The sequence below is a fragment of the Streptomyces sp. cmx-4-9 genome, assembly GCF_046548835.1.
Classification (GTDB): domain Bacteria; phylum Actinomycetota; class Actinomycetes; order Streptomycetales; family Streptomycetaceae; genus Streptomyces.
Genome location: NZ_JAEBEE010000005.1, coordinates 566,622 through 586,156 on the forward strand (window position 1 = coordinate 566,622; position 19,535 = coordinate 586,156).

At 73.6% G+C, this 19,535-nt stretch carries 17 protein-coding genes; 9 read left to right on the top strand and 8 right to left on the bottom strand.

The window, feature by feature from the left end:
- Positions 1-190: 190 nt before the first annotated feature.
- On the top strand, positions 191-1,159 hold the full coding sequence (locus ACLJTM_RS18690; RefSeq protein ID WP_411104748.1) for a HAMP domain-containing sensor histidine kinase: 969 nt from the start codon (positions 191-193) through the stop codon (positions 1,157-1,159).
- Positions 1,156-1,821 carry a response regulator gene (locus tag ACLJTM_RS18695; protein WP_411104749.1) on the top strand — a complete coding sequence of 222 codons (666 nt, stop codon included), beginning with the start codon at positions 1,156-1,158 and terminating at the stop codon, positions 1,819-1,821. Before ACLJTM_RS18690 ends, ACLJTM_RS18695 begins: the two co-directional genes overlap by 4 nt.
- A 62-nt stretch (positions 1,822-1,883) precedes the next feature.
- Here ACLJTM_RS18695 and ACLJTM_RS18700 read toward each other — a convergent pair whose 3' ends face one another.
- Positions 1,884-2,618, bottom strand: coding sequence for a carbonic anhydrase (locus ACLJTM_RS18700; protein WP_411104750.1), 735 nt, complete (start codon positions 2,616-2,618; stop codon positions 1,884-1,886).
- A 199-nt stretch (positions 2,619-2,817) separates the two neighbouring features.
- On the opposite strand from ACLJTM_RS18700, the gene ACLJTM_RS18705 reads away from it, so the two are divergent.
- The 3 genes from ACLJTM_RS18705 (at position 2,818) to ACLJTM_RS18715 (ending at position 5,958) form a co-directional block, all read left to right on the top strand.
- The gene (locus tag ACLJTM_RS18705; protein WP_411104751.1) at positions 2,818-4,152 is read left to right on the top strand and encodes a cytochrome P450 family protein; all 1,335 of its coding nucleotides are present in this window, start codon (positions 2,818-2,820) and stop codon (positions 4,150-4,152) included.
- 81 nt (positions 4,153-4,233) lie between these two features.
- Complete coding sequence (locus ACLJTM_RS18710) at positions 4,234-5,277, top strand: amidohydrolase family protein (RefSeq protein WP_411104752.1); 1,044 nt, start codon at positions 4,234-4,236, stop codon at positions 5,275-5,277.
- An 18-nt stretch (positions 5,278-5,295) separates the two neighbouring features.
- A complete protein-coding gene (locus ACLJTM_RS18715; protein WP_411104753.1) occupies positions 5,296-5,958 on the top strand; it encodes a hypothetical protein in 663 nt (220 codons plus the stop codon).
- Between the two features lie 27 nt (positions 5,959-5,985).
- On the opposite strand, the gene ACLJTM_RS18720 is transcribed toward ACLJTM_RS18715, so the two are convergent.
- Positions 5,986-7,017: a medium chain dehydrogenase/reductase family protein gene (locus ACLJTM_RS18720; protein WP_411104754.1), complete on the bottom strand. Its 1,032-nt coding sequence runs from the start codon at positions 7,015-7,017 to the stop codon at positions 5,986-5,988.
- Positions 7,018-7,190: 173 nt separating this feature from the next.
- Between ACLJTM_RS18720 and ACLJTM_RS18725 the strand changes: the two genes are divergently transcribed.
- Positions 7,191-7,868, top strand: a complete 678-nt coding sequence (locus ACLJTM_RS18725; protein ID WP_411104755.1) for a TetR/AcrR family transcriptional regulator — start codon at positions 7,191-7,193, stop codon at positions 7,866-7,868.
- Between the two features lie 31 nt (positions 7,869-7,899).
- Here ACLJTM_RS18725 and ACLJTM_RS18730 read toward each other — a convergent pair whose 3' ends face one another.
- On the bottom strand, positions 7,900-8,724 hold the full coding sequence (locus ACLJTM_RS18730) for a DUF1206 domain-containing protein (RefSeq protein WP_411104756.1): 825 nt from the start codon (positions 8,722-8,724) through the stop codon (positions 7,900-7,902).
- Positions 8,725-8,885: 161 nt separating this feature from the next.
- Positions 8,886-9,323, bottom strand: coding sequence for a hypothetical protein (locus tag ACLJTM_RS18735; protein WP_411104757.1), 438 nt, complete (start codon positions 9,321-9,323; stop codon positions 8,886-8,888).
- A 178-nt stretch (positions 9,324-9,501) separates the two neighbouring features.
- Between ACLJTM_RS18735 and ACLJTM_RS18740 the strand changes: the two genes are divergently transcribed.
- Positions 9,502-10,188 carry a M15 family metallopeptidase gene (locus ACLJTM_RS18740; protein WP_411104758.1) on the top strand — a complete coding sequence of 229 codons (687 nt, stop codon included), beginning with the start codon at positions 9,502-9,504 and terminating at the stop codon, positions 10,186-10,188.
- A gap of 123 nt (positions 10,189-10,311) precedes the next feature.
- Here the strand turns inward: ACLJTM_RS18740 and katG are convergent, their stop codons facing one another.
- Positions 10,312-12,543 carry a catalase/peroxidase HPI gene (katG, locus tag ACLJTM_RS18745; RefSeq protein WP_411104759.1) on the bottom strand — a complete coding sequence of 744 codons (2,232 nt, stop codon included), beginning with the start codon at positions 12,541-12,543 and terminating at the stop codon, positions 10,312-10,314.
- Positions 12,544-12,891: 348 nt separating this feature from the next.
- On the opposite strand from katG, the gene ACLJTM_RS18750 reads away from it, so the two are divergent.
- Positions 12,892-13,317 carry a Fur family transcriptional regulator gene (locus ACLJTM_RS18750; protein ID WP_411104760.1) on the top strand — a complete coding sequence of 142 codons (426 nt, stop codon included), beginning with the start codon at positions 12,892-12,894 and terminating at the stop codon, positions 13,315-13,317.
- Between the two features lie 84 nt (positions 13,318-13,401).
- On the opposite strand, the gene ACLJTM_RS18755 is transcribed toward ACLJTM_RS18750, so the two are convergent.
- The 3 genes from ACLJTM_RS18755 to ACLJTM_RS18765 all read right to left on the bottom strand — a co-directional run bounded on the left by ACLJTM_RS18755 (position 13,402) and on the right by ACLJTM_RS18765 (position 17,561).
- Positions 13,402-13,605, bottom strand: coding sequence for a hypothetical protein (locus tag ACLJTM_RS18755; RefSeq protein ID WP_411104761.1), 204 nt, complete (start codon positions 13,603-13,605; stop codon positions 13,402-13,404).
- Between the two features lie 147 nt (positions 13,606-13,752).
- Complete coding sequence (locus tag ACLJTM_RS18760; protein ID WP_411104762.1) at positions 13,753-16,161, bottom strand: polysaccharide lyase 8 family protein; 2,409 nt, start codon at positions 16,159-16,161, stop codon at positions 13,753-13,755.
- A 143-nt stretch (positions 16,162-16,304) separates the two neighbouring features.
- On the bottom strand, positions 16,305-17,561 hold the full coding sequence (locus tag ACLJTM_RS18765) for a Gfo/Idh/MocA family protein (protein WP_411104763.1): 1,257 nt from the start codon (positions 17,559-17,561) through the stop codon (positions 16,305-16,307).
- A gap of 949 nt (positions 17,562-18,510) precedes the next feature.
- On the opposite strand from ACLJTM_RS18765, the gene ACLJTM_RS18770 reads away from it, so the two are divergent.
- Positions 18,511-18,918, top strand: a complete 408-nt coding sequence (locus tag ACLJTM_RS18770; RefSeq protein WP_411104764.1) for a luciferase family protein — start codon at positions 18,511-18,513, stop codon at positions 18,916-18,918.
- Positions 18,919-19,535 lie beyond the last annotated feature (617 nt).

Consider the following 19,535-nt stretch of genomic DNA (forward strand, 5'->3'; position numbering starts at 1 on the left):
CGCCCGACGTGCCCATCGTGCCATTTTCCGGGTGGCCGGAATATGGGTGCCGGCACGGATGGACACGACGGTCCGGCTCCGGGAAGGATGGCGCGGGGAACCCGGTCACGCCGCAGGTCAGAATGCTCGGAGGCGAGGTGGCGCGGAGCGCGGAGCGAGGTCGGGGAACCGGCCGGAAAGGGGCGGGGCCGTGTCGCTGTACTGGCGGATCTTCCTGCTGAACGCCGGAGTCCTGGCCGTCGCGGTGGCCCTGCTGCTCGGCCCCGTCACCGTCTCCACGCCGGTCCTGTTCGGCGAGGCCCTGGTGGTGCTCGCCGGACTGGCCGTCATGCTCGTGGTCAACGCGGTCCTGCTGCGGATCGGTCTGGCCCCCCTCGGCCGGCTGGCCCGGGCCATGGCCACGGCCGACCTCCTCAAGCCCGGCTCCCGCCCCGAGGCCGCCGGCGACGGGGAGGTCGTCGGACTCACCGAAGCCTTCAACGCCATGCTCGACCGGCTCGAAGCCGAGCGGGCCGCCAGCAGCGGCCGCGTCCTGTCCGCCCTGGAAGCCGAACGCAAGCGCATCGCCCAGGAACTCCACGACGAGGTCGGGCAGACGCTCACCGCCGTACTGCTCCAGCTCAAGCACGCCGCGGACCGTACCCCCGAACCGGTCCGCGCCGACCTGCACCAGGCCCAGGAGACCACCCGCGCCAGCCTGGACGAGATCCGCCGGATCGCCCGCCGGCTGCGCCCCGGCGTCCTGGAGGAACTCGGCCTGCACAGCGCGCTGCGCTCCCTGGCCGCCGAGTTCACCACCCCGCGCCTGGGCGTCACCGCCCACATCACCCCAGGCCTGCCCCACCTGGACCCGGCCGCGGAACTCGTCCTCTACCGGGTCGCGCAGGAAGGCCTGACCAACGCGGCCCGGCACTCCGGCGCCGCCCGGGTCGAACTCCACCTGCGGCCCCTGCCGCACGGCGGCGTCGGACTCCTCGTCCGCGACGACGGACGCGGACTCGGGCGCGCGCCCGAGGGCGCGGGCATCCGCGGGATGCACGAGCGCGCCCTGCTCATAGGCGCCGAACTCGCCGTCGGCGCCGGCCCGCACGGCGGCACCCAGGTCCGCCTCGACACTCGGGCCGGCCGCGACACCGCCGCGACCGCGGTGACGGCATGACCGGGCCGCCGGCCCGCCCGGCCCGGATCCTGCTCGCCGACGACCACACCCTCGTCCGACGCGGCGTACGGCTCATCCTCGACGCCGAACCCGACCTGACCGTGGTCGCCGAGGCCGCCGACGGCGCGGAGGCCGTCGCCCGGGCCCGCAGCTGCGACGTCGACCTGGCCGTACTGGACATCGCGATGCCCCGCCAGACCGGCCTGCAGGCCGCCCGGGAACTCGCCCGGATCCGCCCGGGCCTGCGCATCCTGATGCTCACCATGTACGACAACGAACAGTTCTTCTTCGAGGCCCTGCGCGCCGGGGCCTGCGGCTACGTCCTCAAGTCGGTGGCCGACCGCGACCTCCTGGAGGCCTGCCGGGCCGCCCTGCGCGACGAGCCCTTCATCTACCCCGGCGCGGAGACCACCCTGATCCGCACCTACCTGGACCGCGCCCGCTCCGGCGGCCCCCTCCCCGACCGGCCGATCACCGAACGCGAGGAGGAGATCCTCAAACTCGTCGCCGAAGGCCACAGCTCCAAGGAGATCGGCGACCTCCTCGTGATCAGCCCGAAGACCGTCGAACGCCACCGTGCCAACCTGTTGCAGAAGCTCGGCCTGCGCGACCGGCTCGAACTCACCCGCTACGCCATCCGCGTCGGCCTGATCGAGCCCTGACCCCCCGCCCGGCCCCGCCCGCCCAGCCGTCCCCGCCCGCCCGGCCTGCCTGCCGCGGCCGGTCAGCCGAGGGTCCGGACCCGTTGGGTCGTCAGCTCGTAGCGCGCACCGACCACCGACAGGGCGCCGGCCCCGATGCGGGAGGCGAGTGCGGGCTCCGCGGCCAGCCGAGCCCGGACCAGGAGCACGTTCGCGCTGATGGCTGCGTCCACCCGGTCCGCTCCGCGCAACCGGTGGTCGATCGCGGGACGGATCCGGTCGGCCAGGTACTGCATGTGGCCGGGCAGCCGGTCGCCGGACCCGTCGGCGCGGACCGCGGCCGTCACCGCCCCGCACGACTGGTGCCCGAGCACCACGATCAGCGGGATGCCCAGTTCCAGGACCCCGTACGTGACGCTGGCCAGCACCGCCTCGTCGAGGACCGACCCGGCCGAGCGCACGGACAGCAGGTCGCCCAGCCCCTGGTCGAAGACCAGCTCGGGCGGCACCCGCGAGTCCACGCAGCCCAGCACCACCGCGAAGGGGTGCTGCCCGGTCACCACGGTCCGGCGTACCGCGGAGCCCTCGTCGGGATGCCGTTCGTGCAGGGTGCACCAGCGCTGGTTCCCCGCCGCCAGTGCCTGCCACGCCGACGTGGGGGAGGCCGGCCGGGCACGGTTCGGGCCGGAGGAGACGGGGGCCGGGACGACGGGGGAGCCGCAGACCGCTCCCGCTGCCACCGCAGCCGCCCCCGTCAGTCCCGCCCGCACGAACCACCGCCGCCCCGGCTGACCCTGCCGTTCCGAATATGGCGTCATAAGCACCCAAACTAGGCGGCCCTCGGCGTCCCGGCCCGGCCACGCAGCCCGCACCGCACGCGCCGTACGCACCGGCGCCGCGTCCCGGCTCGCCGACGCCGGGCCGCCTCACTCGAACGAGCCAACCACCGTTTGGCCGTCCGCCTCCACAGGGAACCGGTGTCTGCGCGGAACGCGAGCCTCACGAAGGGTGTGCACCATGGCGCAGGAGAAAGCGGCCCCGGACGGCGCCGGAACGCTGCCGGACATCGTGTCGGCCGTGTCCAGGGGCGCCCCCGAGTTCCGGGCCTGCCCCCACCCCGCCTACGCGGCGCTGCGCGCACAGGCACCGGTGTGCCGGCTGACTCCTCCGCACGGCGTGGACACGTACCTGATCACCCGGTACGAGGACGCCCGCGACGCCCTGTCGGACCCCCGGTTCAGCAAGGACATGCACGGGGCCATCGACACGTACCACGCCGTGTACGGCAGCTTCTTCGACGCCCTCGACGACAACGTGCTCTTCTCGGACCCGCCACGGCACACCCGGCTGCGCCGGTCCCTGCGCGGGGCCTTCACTCCGCGGCGCGTCGAGGGGATGAGGGCCCGGGTCACCGAGATCACCGAGGACCTCCTCGGGGAGCTCCGCAGGAGCGCCGGGGCCGGCCGGGAGATCGACCTGATGCCGTCCTTCGCGTTCCCGCTCCCGATCGCCGTGCTGTGCGAACTCATGGGCATCCCGCAGGAGGACCGCCCCGAGATCCTGCACCAGTTCGCCGTGGTCAGCCGCTCCCGGTTCGACCCCTCCAAGGCCGCGGAACTCCACGCCGCCGAGGAGTGGCTGCAGAACCGGCTCGGGCAGCTGATCGCCCACACCCGGGCCAACCCGTCCGACAGCTTCGTCGGCGACCTCGTCCGAGCGGAGGAGGGGCTGGCCGACGCGGACCTGGTCGCCTCGCTGTGGGTGATCTTCTTCGCCGGCCACAAGACGACGGCCTTCCAGATCGGGAACTCCGTCCTGCACCTGCTGCGACGGCCGGACCAGTGGGAGCGCCTGCGCAGGGACCCGGCGCTGATCCCCGGGGCCGTCGAGGAGATCGTCCGCTTCGAAGGGTCGGTGGAGACCTCCACCTTCCGGTACGCGGTCGAGGACGTGGAGTTGCGCGGCACGCTCATCCCCCGGGGTGCGCTCGTCCAGATCGCCCTCTCCTCGGCGAACCGGGACCCGGGGAAGTTCGCTTCCCCCGACGTCCTGGACGTGACCCGCGAAGGGCTCCAGGGGTCGCACCTCGGGTTCGGCCACGGAACGCACTACTGCCTGGGCGCGCCGCTGGCCCGGCTCGAACTCGAGGTCGCGCTCGCCGCGCTCCTGCGGGAGTTCCCGGACATGGCCCTCGCGGACCCGGAGGAGGATGCGGCCGCCTGGCTGCGCGGGCCGGTGGCGGCCTTCCGCGGGCTGGAGCGCCTCCCCCTGGTCCTGGAGCCCTCGCACCGGCCGGCGGGCCGGGCCCCGGGGGACCCCGACGCACCGGAACTGGCCGCCGTGTCCCGGTAGCCACCTCACACGCCCCCGGGGACCACGGGCCCCCGGGGGCGGCCCCCGAACGCAACCGAACCGACAGGCGGTGGATGGACCGTGCCCGAGTACGCGAGCACCTCCGGACTGGGACTCCTCGGAACGCCGGAAGGGGTCCCGCCGCTCTCCGGCGCCGCCGGGGCCCACGGCCACCGGGCGAAGATCGACATGCACCACCACTACTGCGCTCCGCAGTGGCGGGAGTGGGCCGAGCACCACGGGCTGGTCAAGCCGGGGCAACTGCCGCCCTGGACCCAGCTCGACATCGAGGCGGCGATCGGCTTCATGGACCGGGCGGGAGTGGCGACCGCGGTCCTGAAGCCCATGCTGCCCGCGCGCTACCCCTCGTCGGCCCAGCTGCGCGAAGCGATCAACATCACCCTCCAGTCGATGATCGAGGTGGCGACCTCGCATCCGGGCCGTTTCGCCTTCTACGTCCCGCTGTTCCTGGACGACCCCGACGCCTCCTCGTGGGCCGTGCGCCGCGGGCTCGGGCAGTTGGGCGCCGTCGGGGTGAACGTGACGGCCAACTACGGCGGCGTCTACCTCGGGGACCCCTCCTACGACCGGCTCTTCCACGAACTGGACGAGCACCACGCCGTCGTGGACACCCACCCGCACAACCTGCCCGGCTGCGCCCCGGGCGCGACGACGGTCCCCGGCATCCCCAACTTCCTGTGCGACTTCCTCCTGGACACCACCCGGGCCGCCGTGAACATGATCAACATGCGGGTCCTGGACCGCTTCCCGAACCTGTCGGTGATCCTGCCGCACGGCGGAGGATTCCTGCCGTCCCTCGCCCCGCGGATGCAGGCCCTCGGGCGCTTCTGCGACCCGCCCCTGGATTCCGGTGCCGTCCGGGACCACCTGCAGCGCTTCTACTACGACACGGCGGGCCCCATCGCCCCGACGGCGACCTTGCTGACGCAGGTGCCCGCCGACCGCCTGCTGTTCGGCACGGACTGGCCGGCCGCTCCGGGCGACACGGTCACCGACCTCGCGCTGCCCGCCCTCGACACCGACCCGGCCCTGACGCCGCAGCAGCTCCAGGGGGTCTACCGCGACAACGCGCTGCGGCTGATCCCCCAACTGGCCACCGTCTGAACCCGCGAAGGAGTACCCATGGCCCGCAGTCCCGGTCCGCTCGCCACGACCGCCGTCTCACTCGCCCTGGCGGCAGCCGCCGGCCTGGCCGGCGCACCGTCCGCCGCGGCGTCCGCTCCGGCCGGCCCCGGTCCGCGACCGCACGGTCCGCACATCCCCGGTCCGTACGCCCCCGGCCCGAACGTTCCCGTGCCGGCCGACGCCGACCGGGCGATCACCTACCGGGCGACCGTCCCGTTCACCCTGCACGCCAATGCGGTGAAGGCCGGCTACGTGCCGGACAAGTACTGCGTCACCGACCGGACGGGCGGCAAGGGCTCCCTGGGCTACCCGCACTTCAACCACGCCCACGACAACTCGGTCGACCCGGCGGTCCCGACGGCGCTGTTCTACGAGGACGACGCGAAGGGGGGCAAGCGCCTCGTCAGCGTGCAGTGGATGGTGTACGACCGCGACCAGAACCCGGCGACGGACGAGGACCGGCCCACCCTCTTCGGCCGGAAGTTCACGGGCCCCCACAAGGGCAACTACCCCGGCCAGCCGCTGCACTACGCCCTGCACCTGTGGCTGTGGAAGACGAACCCGCTGGGCAGCTTCGCCACCTACAACCCGGCGGTCACCTGCCGTCCCGGCACGACCCGCCCGCTGCCCGGTGCCGTGCCGGGCGCCGCGGCCCGGTGAACCCCTCCGGTCACGGCACCGGGGGGTTCACGGGACGAGGACGACCTTGCCCGCGACCGTGCCGGACTCCGCCAGCCGCATGGCCTCGGCTGCGCGGGCCAGCGGGAGTTCGGCCGCCACCCTGGCGGTGATCTCGCCGCGCTGGAGGGCGGTGAGGACCTGGGTGAGGTCGGTGCGCAGGCGGGCCCGGAAGCGGCCCTTGGCGTAGGCGCGGCCCGCCCAGACGTTGAAGAAGTAGGCGCGGCGGCCGTTGGGCAGGGCGTTCCACCACCAGACCCGGCCCAGCAGCCGGAGCACGGGCCACGCCCCGGAGCCCTCGTCGTCGCGGGTGGCGGCGCTGCCGTAGGAGACGAGGGTGCCGCCGGGGGCCAGCAGCCGCCACGAGTCGAGGACCCCCTCGCCGCCGACGTGGTCGAAGACGGCGTCCACCCCGCCGGGGGCGATCTCGCGCACCTGCGCGGGGACGTCGCCGGCGCGGTAGTCCACCGGGAACACCCCGAGGGAGCGCAGCGCGTCGTGGTGGCGGGGCGAGGCGGTACCGACGACCCGGGCGCCGGCGGCGAGCGCCAGCTGGACCAGGACCGAGCCGACCCCGCCGTTGGCGCCGTGCACCAGGACGGTGTGCCCGGCACGGACGCGGGCCTTGCGGTGGAGCATCTGCCAGGCGGTGATGCCGTTGACGACGGCGGTCTCCGCCTCGGCAGCGCCCACTCCGTCCGGCACCTCCACCACGTCGGCGGCGTCCAGCAGCACATGGCTGGCCCAACTGCCGGTCTTCGTCATGGCGGCGACCCGCCGGCCCGTCAGGCCGGGGTCCACGCCGCGGCCGGCGGCCAGGACGGTGCCGACCAGGTCGTAGCCGGGGACGAAGGGGAACGCGGGCTGGTCGTAGTACCGGCCGCGGCGCATCTGCTGCTCGGCGAAGGACACGCCCGTGGCCTCCATGGCGACCAGCACCTGTCCCGCCGCGGGCGCCGGGACCGGACCGCGGTGCAGCTGGAGCCCCTCCGGCTCGACCTTGCCGGGCAGTACGACCTCGACGCGCTCGACGGTGTCCATCACGACCTCCGGGATTCCTGGTTTGCAGCTCTCATGTTTGTTAGAGCCTGTAACCAATATGAACAGCCGTAGCCGGGAAGTCAAGGGAAGTGCCTCAATCGATCGTGAGCGGGCATGCCGATGGTGATAGGTTCTCACCAGCTGTGGCGGACAGGACGGCGAAGGTGGAGGACATGGCAGCAGACCCTGGAACGAGCCCGCGGGAGCGGTACCGCCGGCAGGTGCGCGAGGAGGTGAAGGAGAAGGCCTGGCAGCAGATCGCGGGATCCGGGGCCTCGGCCCTGTCGCTCAACGCGATCGCCAAGCAGATGGGGATGAGCGGGCCGGCGCTGTACCGGTACTTCGCCAACCGCGACGAGCTGATAACGGAGCTGATCACCGACGCCTACCGCAGCCTCGCGGACGCCTTCGCCGCCGTCGGCGCCGCCGGGCCCGGCCCGGCGCACCTGGCCGGACTCGCACAGGCGCTGCGCCGCTGGGCCCTGGCGGACCCGCACCGCTACTTCCTCGTCTACGGGACCCCGGTGCCCGGATACCACGCCCCGCAGGACGTCACGGCGATCGCCTCCGAGATGATGTCGGTCCTGCTCGACGCGTGCGCCGCCGCGGGAACGCATCCCGGCGGCGGCGGCAGTGCTGCGGTGCAGGCCTTCGAAGTCCAGCTGGCGGGCCACCGGGAGTGGGCTGCGGACCACCCGGACGCGCCGGCCGGGGTCCTGCGTCTGGCCCTGGCCTTCTGGAGCCGGCTGCACGGCGCTCTGTCCCTGGAGCTGGCCGGCCACTTCGCCGGCATGGGCCCGGACCCGGCCCTGCTCTACGCGGCGGAGGTGGAGGGCCTGACCACCGCGTGACCGCGGCGCCCGGCCCGGCCCGGTACGGCGCTCAGACCTTGCGCCAGCGGGCCATCGCCCAGGAGAACACTCCGAAGAGGATGAGGCCCACGGCGACCAGGACCAGCAGCCACGGCCCGGCCGGCGTGCCACTGAAGGTCCGCAGCGTGTCGTCGACGCCGCGGGCCTGGCCGGGATCGTAGTTGACCGCCGCGTAGGTGATGAAGCCGCCGACGGCCGCGAAGACCGCCCCCCGGGCCAGCCCACCGCACACGCCGAGGAACACCACGGCCTTGCGCACCCGCGGGGACACCCCGCTCATGTCCAGGTGCTTGCGGAAGCTCCGGCGGGCCGCCTGGACGGCGATCACCGCACCGCCGATCGCGATCGCCACCCCGACCGCCCCGACCAGCCACTGGCCGGCGGGCCAGCCCAGCGCCTGCGCCGTCACATCGCGCGACTGCTCGTCGCCGGACTGCCGCCCGCCCTCGCCGGCCGCGAAGGACAGTACGGAGAAGGCGACCACCGCGTAGAACACCGCCCGCGCCCCGGCCGCCAGGCGCTTCGTGGCCTTGCCGCCGTCGGGGCCCGCCGTGCCGAAGCAGGCCTCCGTCAGACGCCACAGGGCCATGCACACCAGACCGATGCCGATAGCCCACACCAGCGCACCGCCGAAGGGCTTCCCGGCGAGTTCCTGCAGGGCGCCCTGCCGGTCAGCCTCCTCGCCGCCCCCCTCGCCGAAGGCCATGCGTACCGCCAGCACGCCCACGAGCACGTACAGCACGCCGCGCGTCGCCAGTCCGCTGCGTGCCATGACCGGGACGATCCGCTTGCCGGTTCCACCCCGCCGTGCCGTGCCCGTCGCTCTGCTGTTCATCCCGACCCCGCTCCGCAGTCCGTCGCCGCCCCGGACGGCCTGCTGACCGCCCGCCGCACGTGTACCCGGGCCGCTTCCGTCCATGCCCGGCAGGTCTCACCGCGGGCAGGCATGCCCGGCTGCCGCAGGGGTAGGTGCCCGACGGGGTGCGGCTCCGGCCATCAGGGCTGCGACGGGGGCCGCACCCCACGACCCGGCGCCCCGTCCCCGCCGTCCGCGGTGCCGCGTTCCGTACTCCGGCCCGGCATCGCCGCCCGCACGATCCGCGCGGCCGCCTCCGGATCGCGTACGGACACCGCGATCCGGCGCAGCAGCCCCCCGGCGGCCAGATCCAGATCCAGTACGAGAGCGGGCCGGCCGGCCCGCACCGCGACGAAGTCCACGCCGCCCTCCGGCAGCTTCCGGAAGCCGGTGCAGCGGCCCGGGCGCCATACGCCACGGCCGGGCGTCCCGCGCAGTACCCGCCACCAGCCGGGCTCCACCGCGACCTGCCGCACGTCCGCCACCGGCACGCGGAACCCGCGCCGACGCAAGGCCGCCCGTGCCCGCAGGGAAAGCCGCACGATGACCTCGGAGCCCTTCACCGATACGCGGGGCACGGTTCCTCCTCCGGCGATTCGTTTCCGGTGTGCTGGTCTCCGGCATGTGCGCCGTCCTACCCGGGCGCCTTGCCGGAATCCCCGCAGGTATGCCGCCCCCGCCCGCCCGCCCGTACGACCCGCCCGTACGACCGCCCGTGGGGAGGCGCGCCGCCGCGGGCCCGCTTACGGTGATCCGGTGAGCTCTGCCTCCGCCGGCGTCGCGGTCGTGGTGCTGTGCACCACCACGCTCGCCTGTACGAACGCGGCCGCGCCGCCCTCCCCGCCCCCCTCGGCAGCCCGCGTCCGGGCCGCCGGAATCGGACTGGCCGCCCAGGTGGAGCGGGTGACGGCCGCCGATCTGGGCGCCTCGTACCGGCCGGGATGCCCGGTCGGGCCCGACCGGCTGCGACTGGTCCGGATGAACCACTGGGGCTTCGACGGCAAAGTCCACCGAGGGGGGATCGTCGTCAACGAACGGGCCGTCCGACCCGTCCTGGCGGTCTTCACCAAGGCCTTCGACGCCGGCTTCCCGATCCGGCGCATGCGGCCCGTGTCGGCGTACGACGGCGACGACCTGCGCTCGATGGCCGACGACAACACATCCGCGTTCAACTGCCGCCAGGTCACCGGCGACCCCGGCCGCACCTCCCGGCACGCCCACGGGGACGCCGTGGACCTCAACCCGGTGGAGAACCCCTACGTGGACCGCCGCGGCACCGTGCGCCCGCCCACCGGCCGCATCCACCTCGGGCGCGAACGCCCCGTAGCCGGCATGGTCCTGCCCGGCGACGCCGTCGCCCGGGCCTTCGAGGACGCGGGCTGGCACTGGGGCGGCCGCTGGCCCAACCCCGACTACCAGCACTTCTCCGCGACCGGGGACTGACCGGGGACGACCGGGGCGGAGCCTCGGGCACGGCGGCCGCCACCTCGGCGAGAACCGCCGGCGCGCAGGGCGTGCAGGGGCGGCGTCCGGGCCGGCCGGTGCGGGCCGGCCCGGACGGCGGGATCAGACGAGGTCGAACCGGTCCAGGTTCATGACCTTGTCCCACGCGGCGACGAAGTCCGTCACGAACTTCGTCTTCGCGTCGTCGCTCGCGTAGACCTCCGCGAGCGCGCGCAGCTCGGAGTTCGAGCCGAAGACCAGGTCGGCCCGGGTCCCGGTCCACTTGAGTGCGCCGGTGGAGGCGTCACGGCCTTCGAAGGTGTTCCCGTCCTGCGAGGTCGGCGTCCACGTCGTGCCCAGGTCGAGCAGGTTGACGAAGAAGTCGTTCGTCAGCGTCCCCGGGCTCTGGGTGAGGACGCCGTGGGCGGACTGCTGGTGGTTGGCCCCCAGCACGCGCAGCCCGCCCACCAGGACGGTCAGTTCGGGGGCGCTCAGGTTCAGCAGGTTCGCCCGGTCGATCAGCAGGTACTCCGCCGGCAGGCGGTTGCCCTTGCCGAGGTAGTTGCGGAATCCGTCCGCCGCAGGTTCCAGCGCCGCGAAGGACTCCACGTCGGTCTGTTCCTGCGAGGCGTCCACGCGGCCCGGCGTGAAGGGGACCCGGACCTCGACCCCGGCGTCCTTGGCGGCCTGCTCCACCGCCGCCGCACCGGCCAGCACGATCAGGTCGGCGAGCGAGATCCGCTTGCCGCCTGCCTGCGCGGAGTTGAAGGACTCCTGGATGCCCGTCAGGGTGCGCAGCACCGTCGCCAACTGGTCGGGCTCGTTGACCTCCCAGCCGCTCTGCGGCTGGAGGCGGATCCGCGCTCCGTTGGCGCCGCCCCGCTTGTCGCTGCCGCGGAAGGACGCCGCCGAGGCCCACGCCACGGACACCAGCTGGGACACCGTCAGCTCCGAGGCGAGCACCTGCTGCTTGAGGGCGGCGGTGTCCTCGGGGCCGACGAGCTCGTGCTCCACGGCGGGCAGCGGGTCCTGCCACAGCTGGGTCTCGGCCGGGACCTCCGGGCCGAGGTAGCGCACCACCGGGCCCATGTCGCGGTGGGTCAGCTTGAACCAGGCACGGGCGAAGGCGTCCGCGAAGGCCGCCGGGTCGGCGAGGAAGCGCCGCGAGATCTGCTCGTACGCCGGGTCGACCCGCAGCGCGAGGTCGGTCGTGAGCATCGTCGGCGCGTGGGTCTTCGACGGGTCGTGCGCGTCGGGGACGGTGCCCGCGCCGGCGCCCGCCTTCGGCCGCCACTGGTGGGCGCCCGCAGGGCTCTTGAACAGCTCCCATTCGTAGCCGAAGAGGATCTCGAAGAAGCTGTTGTCCCAGCTGGTCGGGGTGTTCGTCCAGATGCCCTCAAGGCCGCTGGTGATCGTGTCGGCGCCCTTCCCGGTCCCGTGGGAGTTGCGCCAGCCCATGCCCTGCGCCTCGATCGGGGCGGCCTCCGGGTCGTCGCCGACGCTCTCCGACGGCCCGGCGCCGTGGGTCTTGCCGAAGGTGTGGCCGCCCGCGACGAGGGCCACCGTCTCCTCGTCGTTCATCGCCATCCGGCGGAAGGTCTCGCGGATGTCGCGGGCCGCGGCGACCGGGTCGGGAGTGCCGTTCGGGCCCTCCGGGTTGACGTAGATGAGGCCCATCTGGACCGCGCCGAGGGGGTTCTCCAGCTCGCGGTCGCCGGTGTAGCGCTCGTCGTCCAGCCAGGTGGTCTCGGGGCCCCAGTACACGTCCTCGTCGGGCTCCCAGACGTCGGCGCGTCCACCGCCGAAGCCGAAGGTCTCCAGGCCCATCGACTCCAGGGCCACGTTGCCCGTGAGGACCAGGAGGTCGGCCCACGACAGGCTCTGGCCGTACTTCTTCTTCACCGGCCACAGCAGGCGGCGCGCCTTGTCCAGGTTCGCGTTGTCCGGCCAGCTGTTGAGCGGGGCGAAGCGCTGCTGCCCGGCTCCGGCCCCGCCGCGACCGTCGCTGATCCGGTACGTGCCGGCGCTGTGCCAGGCCATGCGGACCATGAACGGCCCGTAGTGGCCGAAGTCCGCCGGCCACCAGTCCTGCGAGGTCGTCAGGACCTCCGCTATGTCCTGCTTGACGGCGGCGAGGTCGAGGGAGGCGAACGCGGCGGCGTAGTCGAACTCCGCGCCGAGCGGGTTGGCCACGGCCGGATTCTTCGCGAGGATCTTCAAGTTGAGGCGTTCCGGCCACCATTGGCGGTTGCCGCCGCCCTGGGTGGGGTGCGGGGCTCGTCCGTGCGCGACGGGACAGCCACCGCTGCCCTCCGACTTCGCGTCGACGACGAGGGCATCGTGGTTCTCAGACATGGGAATCCTTCCGGACCGAGCGGATCACGGGGCTCAATAACGCATGCGGGGGAGAACGTTCCGGGCGTGGGGCGCAGGTCGCAGGCCGGTTCAGGGAAAGGATGGCCTCGCAACGGCAGGGAGGTGGCTGTCCACGGACGGTGTGGACCGGCGGAATCTCGGAACGTTTCGGTCTCCTGCCGCTTCGGAGTCTTCCCGTACCTTGGCGGGCAACAGATCCGATCCTACGATGGACGCAATCCAAGTCAAGAAGCACACCAAGCCGATATCCCCTCGGACACCGGACGTCCTCAAGGGCGTTCGGCGGTGATGTCCCGGTACGCGCCGAGCTGATTGGGTGAGCCGCATATGAGTGACCTGCTGGAGCGACTGCGTGGGCGTGGCTGGCGGATGACCTCCCAACGGCGGGTGGTCGCCGAAGTCCTCGACGGGGATCACGTGCACCTGACCGCGGACGAGGTGCACGCCCGCGCGGCCGAGCGGCTCCCGGAGATCTCCCGGGCGACGGTCTACAACGCCCTGGGCGAGCTGGTGTCCCTCGGCGAGGTCGCGGAGGTCTCCACCGACGGCCGCGCCAAGCGGTACGACCCGAACGCGCACCACCCGCACCAGCACCTGGTGTGCTCCGGCTGCGGGCTGATCCGCGACGTCCACGCCACCGGCGACCCGCTGGCCGGCCTGCCCGCCGAAGAGCGGTTCGGTTTCACGGTGTCCGACGTCGAGGTCACCTACCGCGGGCTGTGCCCGGACTGCGCCCGGGCCCCGCAACGCTAATGCGGTGACGGGAACGGTGTCGGGTCCGCCCGCCCGGCCACGGGCGGGGCCGTGCGCGCGGGGTCGTGCGCGGGGGAAGCCGGCTCAGGCCCGGCGGAACCGGTCCTCGTCGTCCATGCGCCGCCAGCCGCCCGGGCTCACCGGCCGCGGCACGGTCTTGCCCGCGCGCAGCCATTCGAGTTCCAACCGGTCGTAGATCGGCGAGTCGGACCTCGCCCGGGCCGTCCCGAGCGCACCGAGCGGTCTCGGCGCGGCCGGTGCTTCCGTCACGACGTGCGTCTGCTGCATGCCGGAGCAACGATCCTGCGACCCCGCGCGTGGCGGTGCGTGACCGCATCGTCACCGTTGCGTAACCGCCATGACGGCCGGCGGGCTGCGGGCCCACCGGCTCGGTGCCCGGCTCCCGGCCGTCGAGGTCGTCCCGGTCGGGCCCTGTCAGCGCAGGGCCACCAGGATCCGCTGGGTGGCCCCCGCCTGCCCGGCGAGGTTCCCGAACGTGAGGGCGAGCGCCGGACCGGTGGCGACGGACACGACCGTGGCCGGCCGGGACAGCACCGCGGCCACCGGACGGTTCCAGGTGACGGTGAGGCCGCTCTGCGCCCGCATCGGATCGCTGACGCAGACGCCGGCCGTGCCGTCGCCGTACTCCCGTACGAGCACACAGGCGGGCCGGTCGGCGGTCAGGGGGCCCGCGGTCCCCGCGAACCAGAAGTTCACGGCGGTGACCCCCAGCGAGGCAACCGCGATGCCCTGCTGGTCGTTGCCGTTGGCGAGGAGCGTCAGCCAGCCGGCGTCGGCGGCCCGCGCGGCGGTCGCCCCGGCCCCGGCCCCGGGCATCAGGACGTAGGAGGCGGCGGCGCCCGACGGGTCGACGCCGTGGTCGAACCAGAGCGTCAGATAGCGGCGGGTGACCCGATCGGCGCTGCCCTCCGTGTTGATGTCGCGCCAGGAGCCGGTCCGCGCCTCCCGCCGGGCCCTGACCGTGGCCCCGCCGGGGAAGACGTACCCGCCGTGGCCGGCGATCTGAGCCCAGCGCGCCCCGTTCAGGGTGGCCGACCAGCCGAGAGCGGCGGGCTGGACGGCTCCGTTCACGGTGAGGGCGGGGGTGCCTGCCGCGCCGAGGTTGCGGTTGTCGACCACGGTCTCCACGGAGGAGCCGTCGGTACAGCGGACCGCTCCCGCCAGGCACACGATCGCATCGGCCAGGCAGAACCAGGACTTCTTCGCGTACAGCGTGCTGGACAGGCCGCGGACGAACTGGCCGACGGCCGCGTACTCCCCGTCCGTCGCGCCGCCGACCCAGCTCACGTCGGGCCTCGGCAGCCCCCAGGCGCCGCCCTCGGCGTCCCGGAGCGGGGTGCGCGAGACGGTGGTCCCGGGCAGCCGGTACGGGTCCACGGTGGGCCAGAACGCGTCGGTGTACTGCCCGTTGCCGAAGGAAGCCCCCCACCACTGGAGCATCCCCGCCCCCGCGTGCCAGCCGCGGAGGTTCTCGCCGTTGCCCGTCTCGTAGAAGCCCATCCGCTTCGAGGCCATGCTGATCGATGCCGCCCAGCCGGGCCGCCGGTGCACGGCCCGGTCCATCGAGGGGAAGAGCCGGTGCCCGGTCGGTTCGGCGAGCGCCGTGACACCGGTGTCGCCCTGCACCGCCCCGAGCCGGGCCAGGGCGGCCACGCCCAGGTCGGTGTCGTCCAGCGGAGGGCTGTAGTAGTCCCGCTGCATCCAGCCCTTCACCAGGGCCCGCCAGCGCCGGTTCTCGGCCTCGCTGGCGGCCGTCCCGAGCAGGGCGATGGCCGCCAGTGCACCGTGGCCCCGGCCGTGGTCGCCGCCCTGCAGCCCGTAGGAGGTGGCCCGTGCACTGCCCCGGCTGGTGGAGCGGCCGGAGACGGCGTCCATCATCAGCCCGTTGAACAGGAAGGGGGCGAAGGACCGCTCCACGGAGTCGAGGACGATCTGCCGCGCCGGGTCGCCCACCTCCCATGCGGAGCCCTTCAGCAGCGAGAGGAGCCCGGCCAGCCCGCTGAGCAGCACCACGCCGTAGGAGCCCGTGTACGAGAGGTGGGTGTGCTGGACGAAGGAGCCGTCGGCGTAGAAGCCGTCCCCGCTGGTCACGAACGGGAAGACCGGGGAGAGGGCGTCCCGGGCCAGCGCGATCCGGGCCGGGTCCCTCGCCAGGATGCCGTGCAGGGCCAGCGAACGGCACAGGTCGACCCGGTTGGCGCCGGTGCTGGTACCGCTGTACGCGGCCACCGACGAGTCCGGGACGAAGTGGGCGACGGCCGCGAGGCAGTCGGCGAGCTGCGCCGCGGAGAGCCGGTCGTAGAGGATCGTGCAGGTGTCCAGCAGGCTCTGCGGCGAACCGATCCGGAAGTCCCACCAGTTGCCGAACGGGGTCTTCGCCGGGTGGTACACCTGCCGGTGGAGGTGGCCGAGGCCGGCCTCCACCTCGGCGGCCAGCGCGGACGAGCCGGTCAGGCCGGTGCCGGGCTGGGCGTACGCCTGGGCCATGGTGCCCAGCCGGGTGTAGCTGAAGGTCACCGAACTCGACACGGTCAGGGGCAGGTCGGGCCAGAGCGAGCCGTCCACGGCCGCCATGCCCGCGCGGAATTCCCCGGCCTGCCGGCCCAGCAGCGCCAGCTTTCCCGCGAAGGGTTCGGCGGCCGGGTCGAACCCGTCGCCCAGCACCGCGGTCCGCCAGGCGGCCCGGAGCGTGTCGTACGGATCGCCCGCGGCGGGGGTGGCGGAGCCGGTCGCGGCCAGTCCGCCGGCGCCGGAGAGGGAGGCCAGCAGGGCGCTGCTGCCGGAGAGGTGGAGGAAGGAACGGCGGGACCATGGAGTGGACATGGAGCCTCCAGAGGGGCGCGGGGCCGGGAGGGGGCGCCCGCTGTCCGGATTTCTAGCACGCGCTCGAAAGAGCGCTCAAGAGGCGCGTAAGGATCGAATCGATCGCTCGACCGTACGTCTTGAGCGATCGATCTGCGCAGCGTTCACACCCGGACGGTCTCCACCGTGCCCTCCCGCCGGGCCCGTTCAGCGGCCAGCACGGTCAAGTGGCTGATCAGGGACTCCTGCGGGCCCGACCGCACGAGGCCCGGATCCCCGGTGGCGACCGCCCGGACGAACGCGTCCATCAGGCCCGCGTCCCCGCCGCCGTGGCCGCCCGCAGCCGTCATCTCCCCCTCCCTGCGGGTCCCGATGAGCTCCTCGGAGCGGGTCAGGAAGTCGTACACCTGCACCTGTGCGCCGTCACCGCGCAGTTCACCGCGGGTGCCGAAGATCCGGGTCCGGCGGTCCGCCTGCTCGGTGAAGGCGGTCATGGTGAAGGCGGCGGTGGCTCCGGAGGCGAACTCCATCGCGACCACCTGGTGGTCGACCACGTCGTTGTCGCAGGCGTAGACGCAGCGGCCGTAGGGCCCCTCCCGCAGCGCCGTCTCCAGAGCCTGCGGGGTGAACTCCTCGATCACCACACTCAGCGGCCAGCCGTGCCGGCCCCGGGCGAGGCGCTCGCCGTACTCGCGGGTGGCGGAGTACGGGCATGCGGCCTCGACCGTGCAGTCCAGGCAGCGGTCGGCGGCCCCGGCGGGCCGGTTCCCGGGGCGGAAGTGTGACAGCCGGCCGAAGCTCGACACCCGCACGGGCGGCCCGCCCAGTACGTACTGGAGCCAGTCCAGGTCGTGGCAGGACTTCGCCATCAGCATCGAGGTCGCCTCGTCCGCCCGGCGCCAGTTGCCGCGGACGAACGAGTGGGCCTGGTGCCAGAAGCCGACCGGCTCCAGGTGCTGGACACTGACGACCTCCCCGATCCGGCCCGAGTCGACAATGGCCTTCAGCACCTGCGTGTACGGGGTGTAGCGCAGCACGTGGCCGACGCTGAGGATCACCCCGGCGTCCTCCACCGCGGCCACGATCCGCCGGCACTCGTCCTCGGTCAGCGCCATCGGCTTCTCCAGCAGGATGTGGTAGCCGAGCGCCGCGAACGCCAGGACCGGGGCCAGGTGTTCGCGGTCCAGAGTGCAGATCAGCACCGCGTCCGCGACCCGCCCGCGAGCCGCCAGCTCCCGCCAGTCGGCCACTGCCGCGGAGGCCTCCAGAGCGTGCTCGGCGACCAGCCGGTCGCGCCGGACCCGGCGCGGTTCGGCCACCGCGACGATCGCGGCCCGGTCCGGGTGCGCGTGCACCCAGCGGGCGTACCCGCTCCCGCGCTGCCCGGCGCCGACCACGGCCAAGGTGATTCCGGAGGGCATGCGTTCCCCGTCCCTGAGGGCTGTCCCGGTCCACGGGCAGGCGGGGCGAGGCTAGCGAGCCGGGCCGCCGCGGACAAGACGGCAGGACGGCCCCGCCCCCGGACCGCGGTGCCCGCCGGGGCCTCCGGGCCCCGGTCAGCGGCCGGACAGCCGGGACAGGGTGCTGCCTTCAGAAGCCGGCACTGATCCTGCCGTGCCTGGCGGAAGTCCGCCCGGATGTCCGCCAGTTCGTCGGCGAGCCAACGCGGGCCGCCGAAGCCGGTCCGGAGCCGGTGCAGCAGCGGTGCGAGCAGCTCCAGGGCCCGCGCCCGGTCCCCGGCCTGGCCGATGCAGCGGACCACCCGGCAGGCCACCTCCGCGTCGCCCTCCTCGACCCGTCTCTGCGGATCGGGGAACAGCCGGGCGTACACGGCGCGGCCGACGCGAAGTCGCCGACCAGCCAGGCATCGTGGGCCAGCCGGTGCCACACGTCCAGCAGAGCCGGTCCGCCGGCGGGCAGGCCCCGGATCGGGCAGCAGCGGCCCCGGCCGGGCCCGTTCGCTCTGCGCCCATCCGGGGGGGGGGCGCTCGTCCCGCTGTCCGTCCAGCGGAGCGCTTCGGCGGTGTCCTCGGCACACCGTGCGGAGAGCATGATCCGCGACCCCCTTAGCCCGCGAACGCCTGACGGCGCCGAGGCGGCGGGGTACGCCCCGGGTGCAGTGACGCTGGTGCAGACCTTGCATTTCGTGGACTCTGCGGACGTTCCGGGCGGCGGGCTGTATCGTCACGGCCAGGGCCTCGCCGCAACCCCCGTCGGCGAGGCCCTGCCCCCGCGGACGTACGGAGAACGGACCGGTTTCCCCTGCTCCGGGCGGGCGTTGGCGTGAGCGCACCGCAACACCCCGTGCCGGGTCGAGGGTATTGGGCCACGGGCCTTGTGCGGCGGCCTCCAGGCGGGCAGGCTCGGGTCATGAACACAGCTAGCCACGCCAGTGAACGGCTGATGAGTTGGCCCGCGCTGAGCGAAGGCCGACCGGCTTGTGGCGTCGGACTCGCGCTCCACGCGGGTACGCAGGAGATCGTCCACTTCCACGGGACGCACGAGGCTGATGTACACCTCACCCGTGCCATGATCACGAAACTTCGGCCGGCCCTCGCCGGCTCCACGGCCATCCGGCTGTCCACCGGCTCGGACTGGGTGACCGTACGGCTGGACATCAGCTCGGACGTCGACCTGCTGGCCACCCTCGTCAGCGCCGCCCTCCAGGCGGCCACCCGGCCCACGGGCGACGCTGCCGCCGGCGGCGGCATGCCCGACCCCTGCACGCACCAGGGGAGCCGGGTCGCCACCGTCGTCGTCGGCGCCGCCTGCGCCTGACCGGCGGACCCGGGCCGGGGTGGTCCAGCGCGGGCTGCACTCCCGCTGCATCGCCGCGTTGGTGCTCCGGACGGCAGCCCCCCAGCGGCCCGCCGCCGGGAACACGGCTGCCGCGTGAGGGCGACCTGAGTGGCTGCCTTCCACGGCAGCGCTGCGCACGGCCCTGCCCGGCTCAGGGCATTGCGCCGCGGAGCTGCACACGCCCAGGGCGGCGGCGGCTCCTGTGATTGCGGTACTCCGCGCCCCGAAAACCTCGGTTTTGGGGGTTTCGTCCCGGTTGCACCACCCCCTTGAAAGGGGTACGGGTGGTCACGGTGGGTGAGTTTCGGGGTGGGCGGGGGTGAGCCGCCCCATAGGACCCAGGTCACATACGAGCCGGGCTAGTAGTTTGCGGGGCCCTGGTGGGGGTCGGCTGCATGGGTGCTCACCTGCGTGGACGGGGTGGGTGGGGGGTGGGGGTCCCGGGTGGTGTGCTGCGAGGCTGCCTAGTACCGGGGCTCGTTGCCAGGGGGGCGGGGCGTCGGTAGAACTGGATGAGTCGCCAGGCGGTACGGGTGCTGCACCCGGTGGGAACCCCCGCTGACGAACCCCTCTCCCTTGCGTGAGTGGCTCACGCA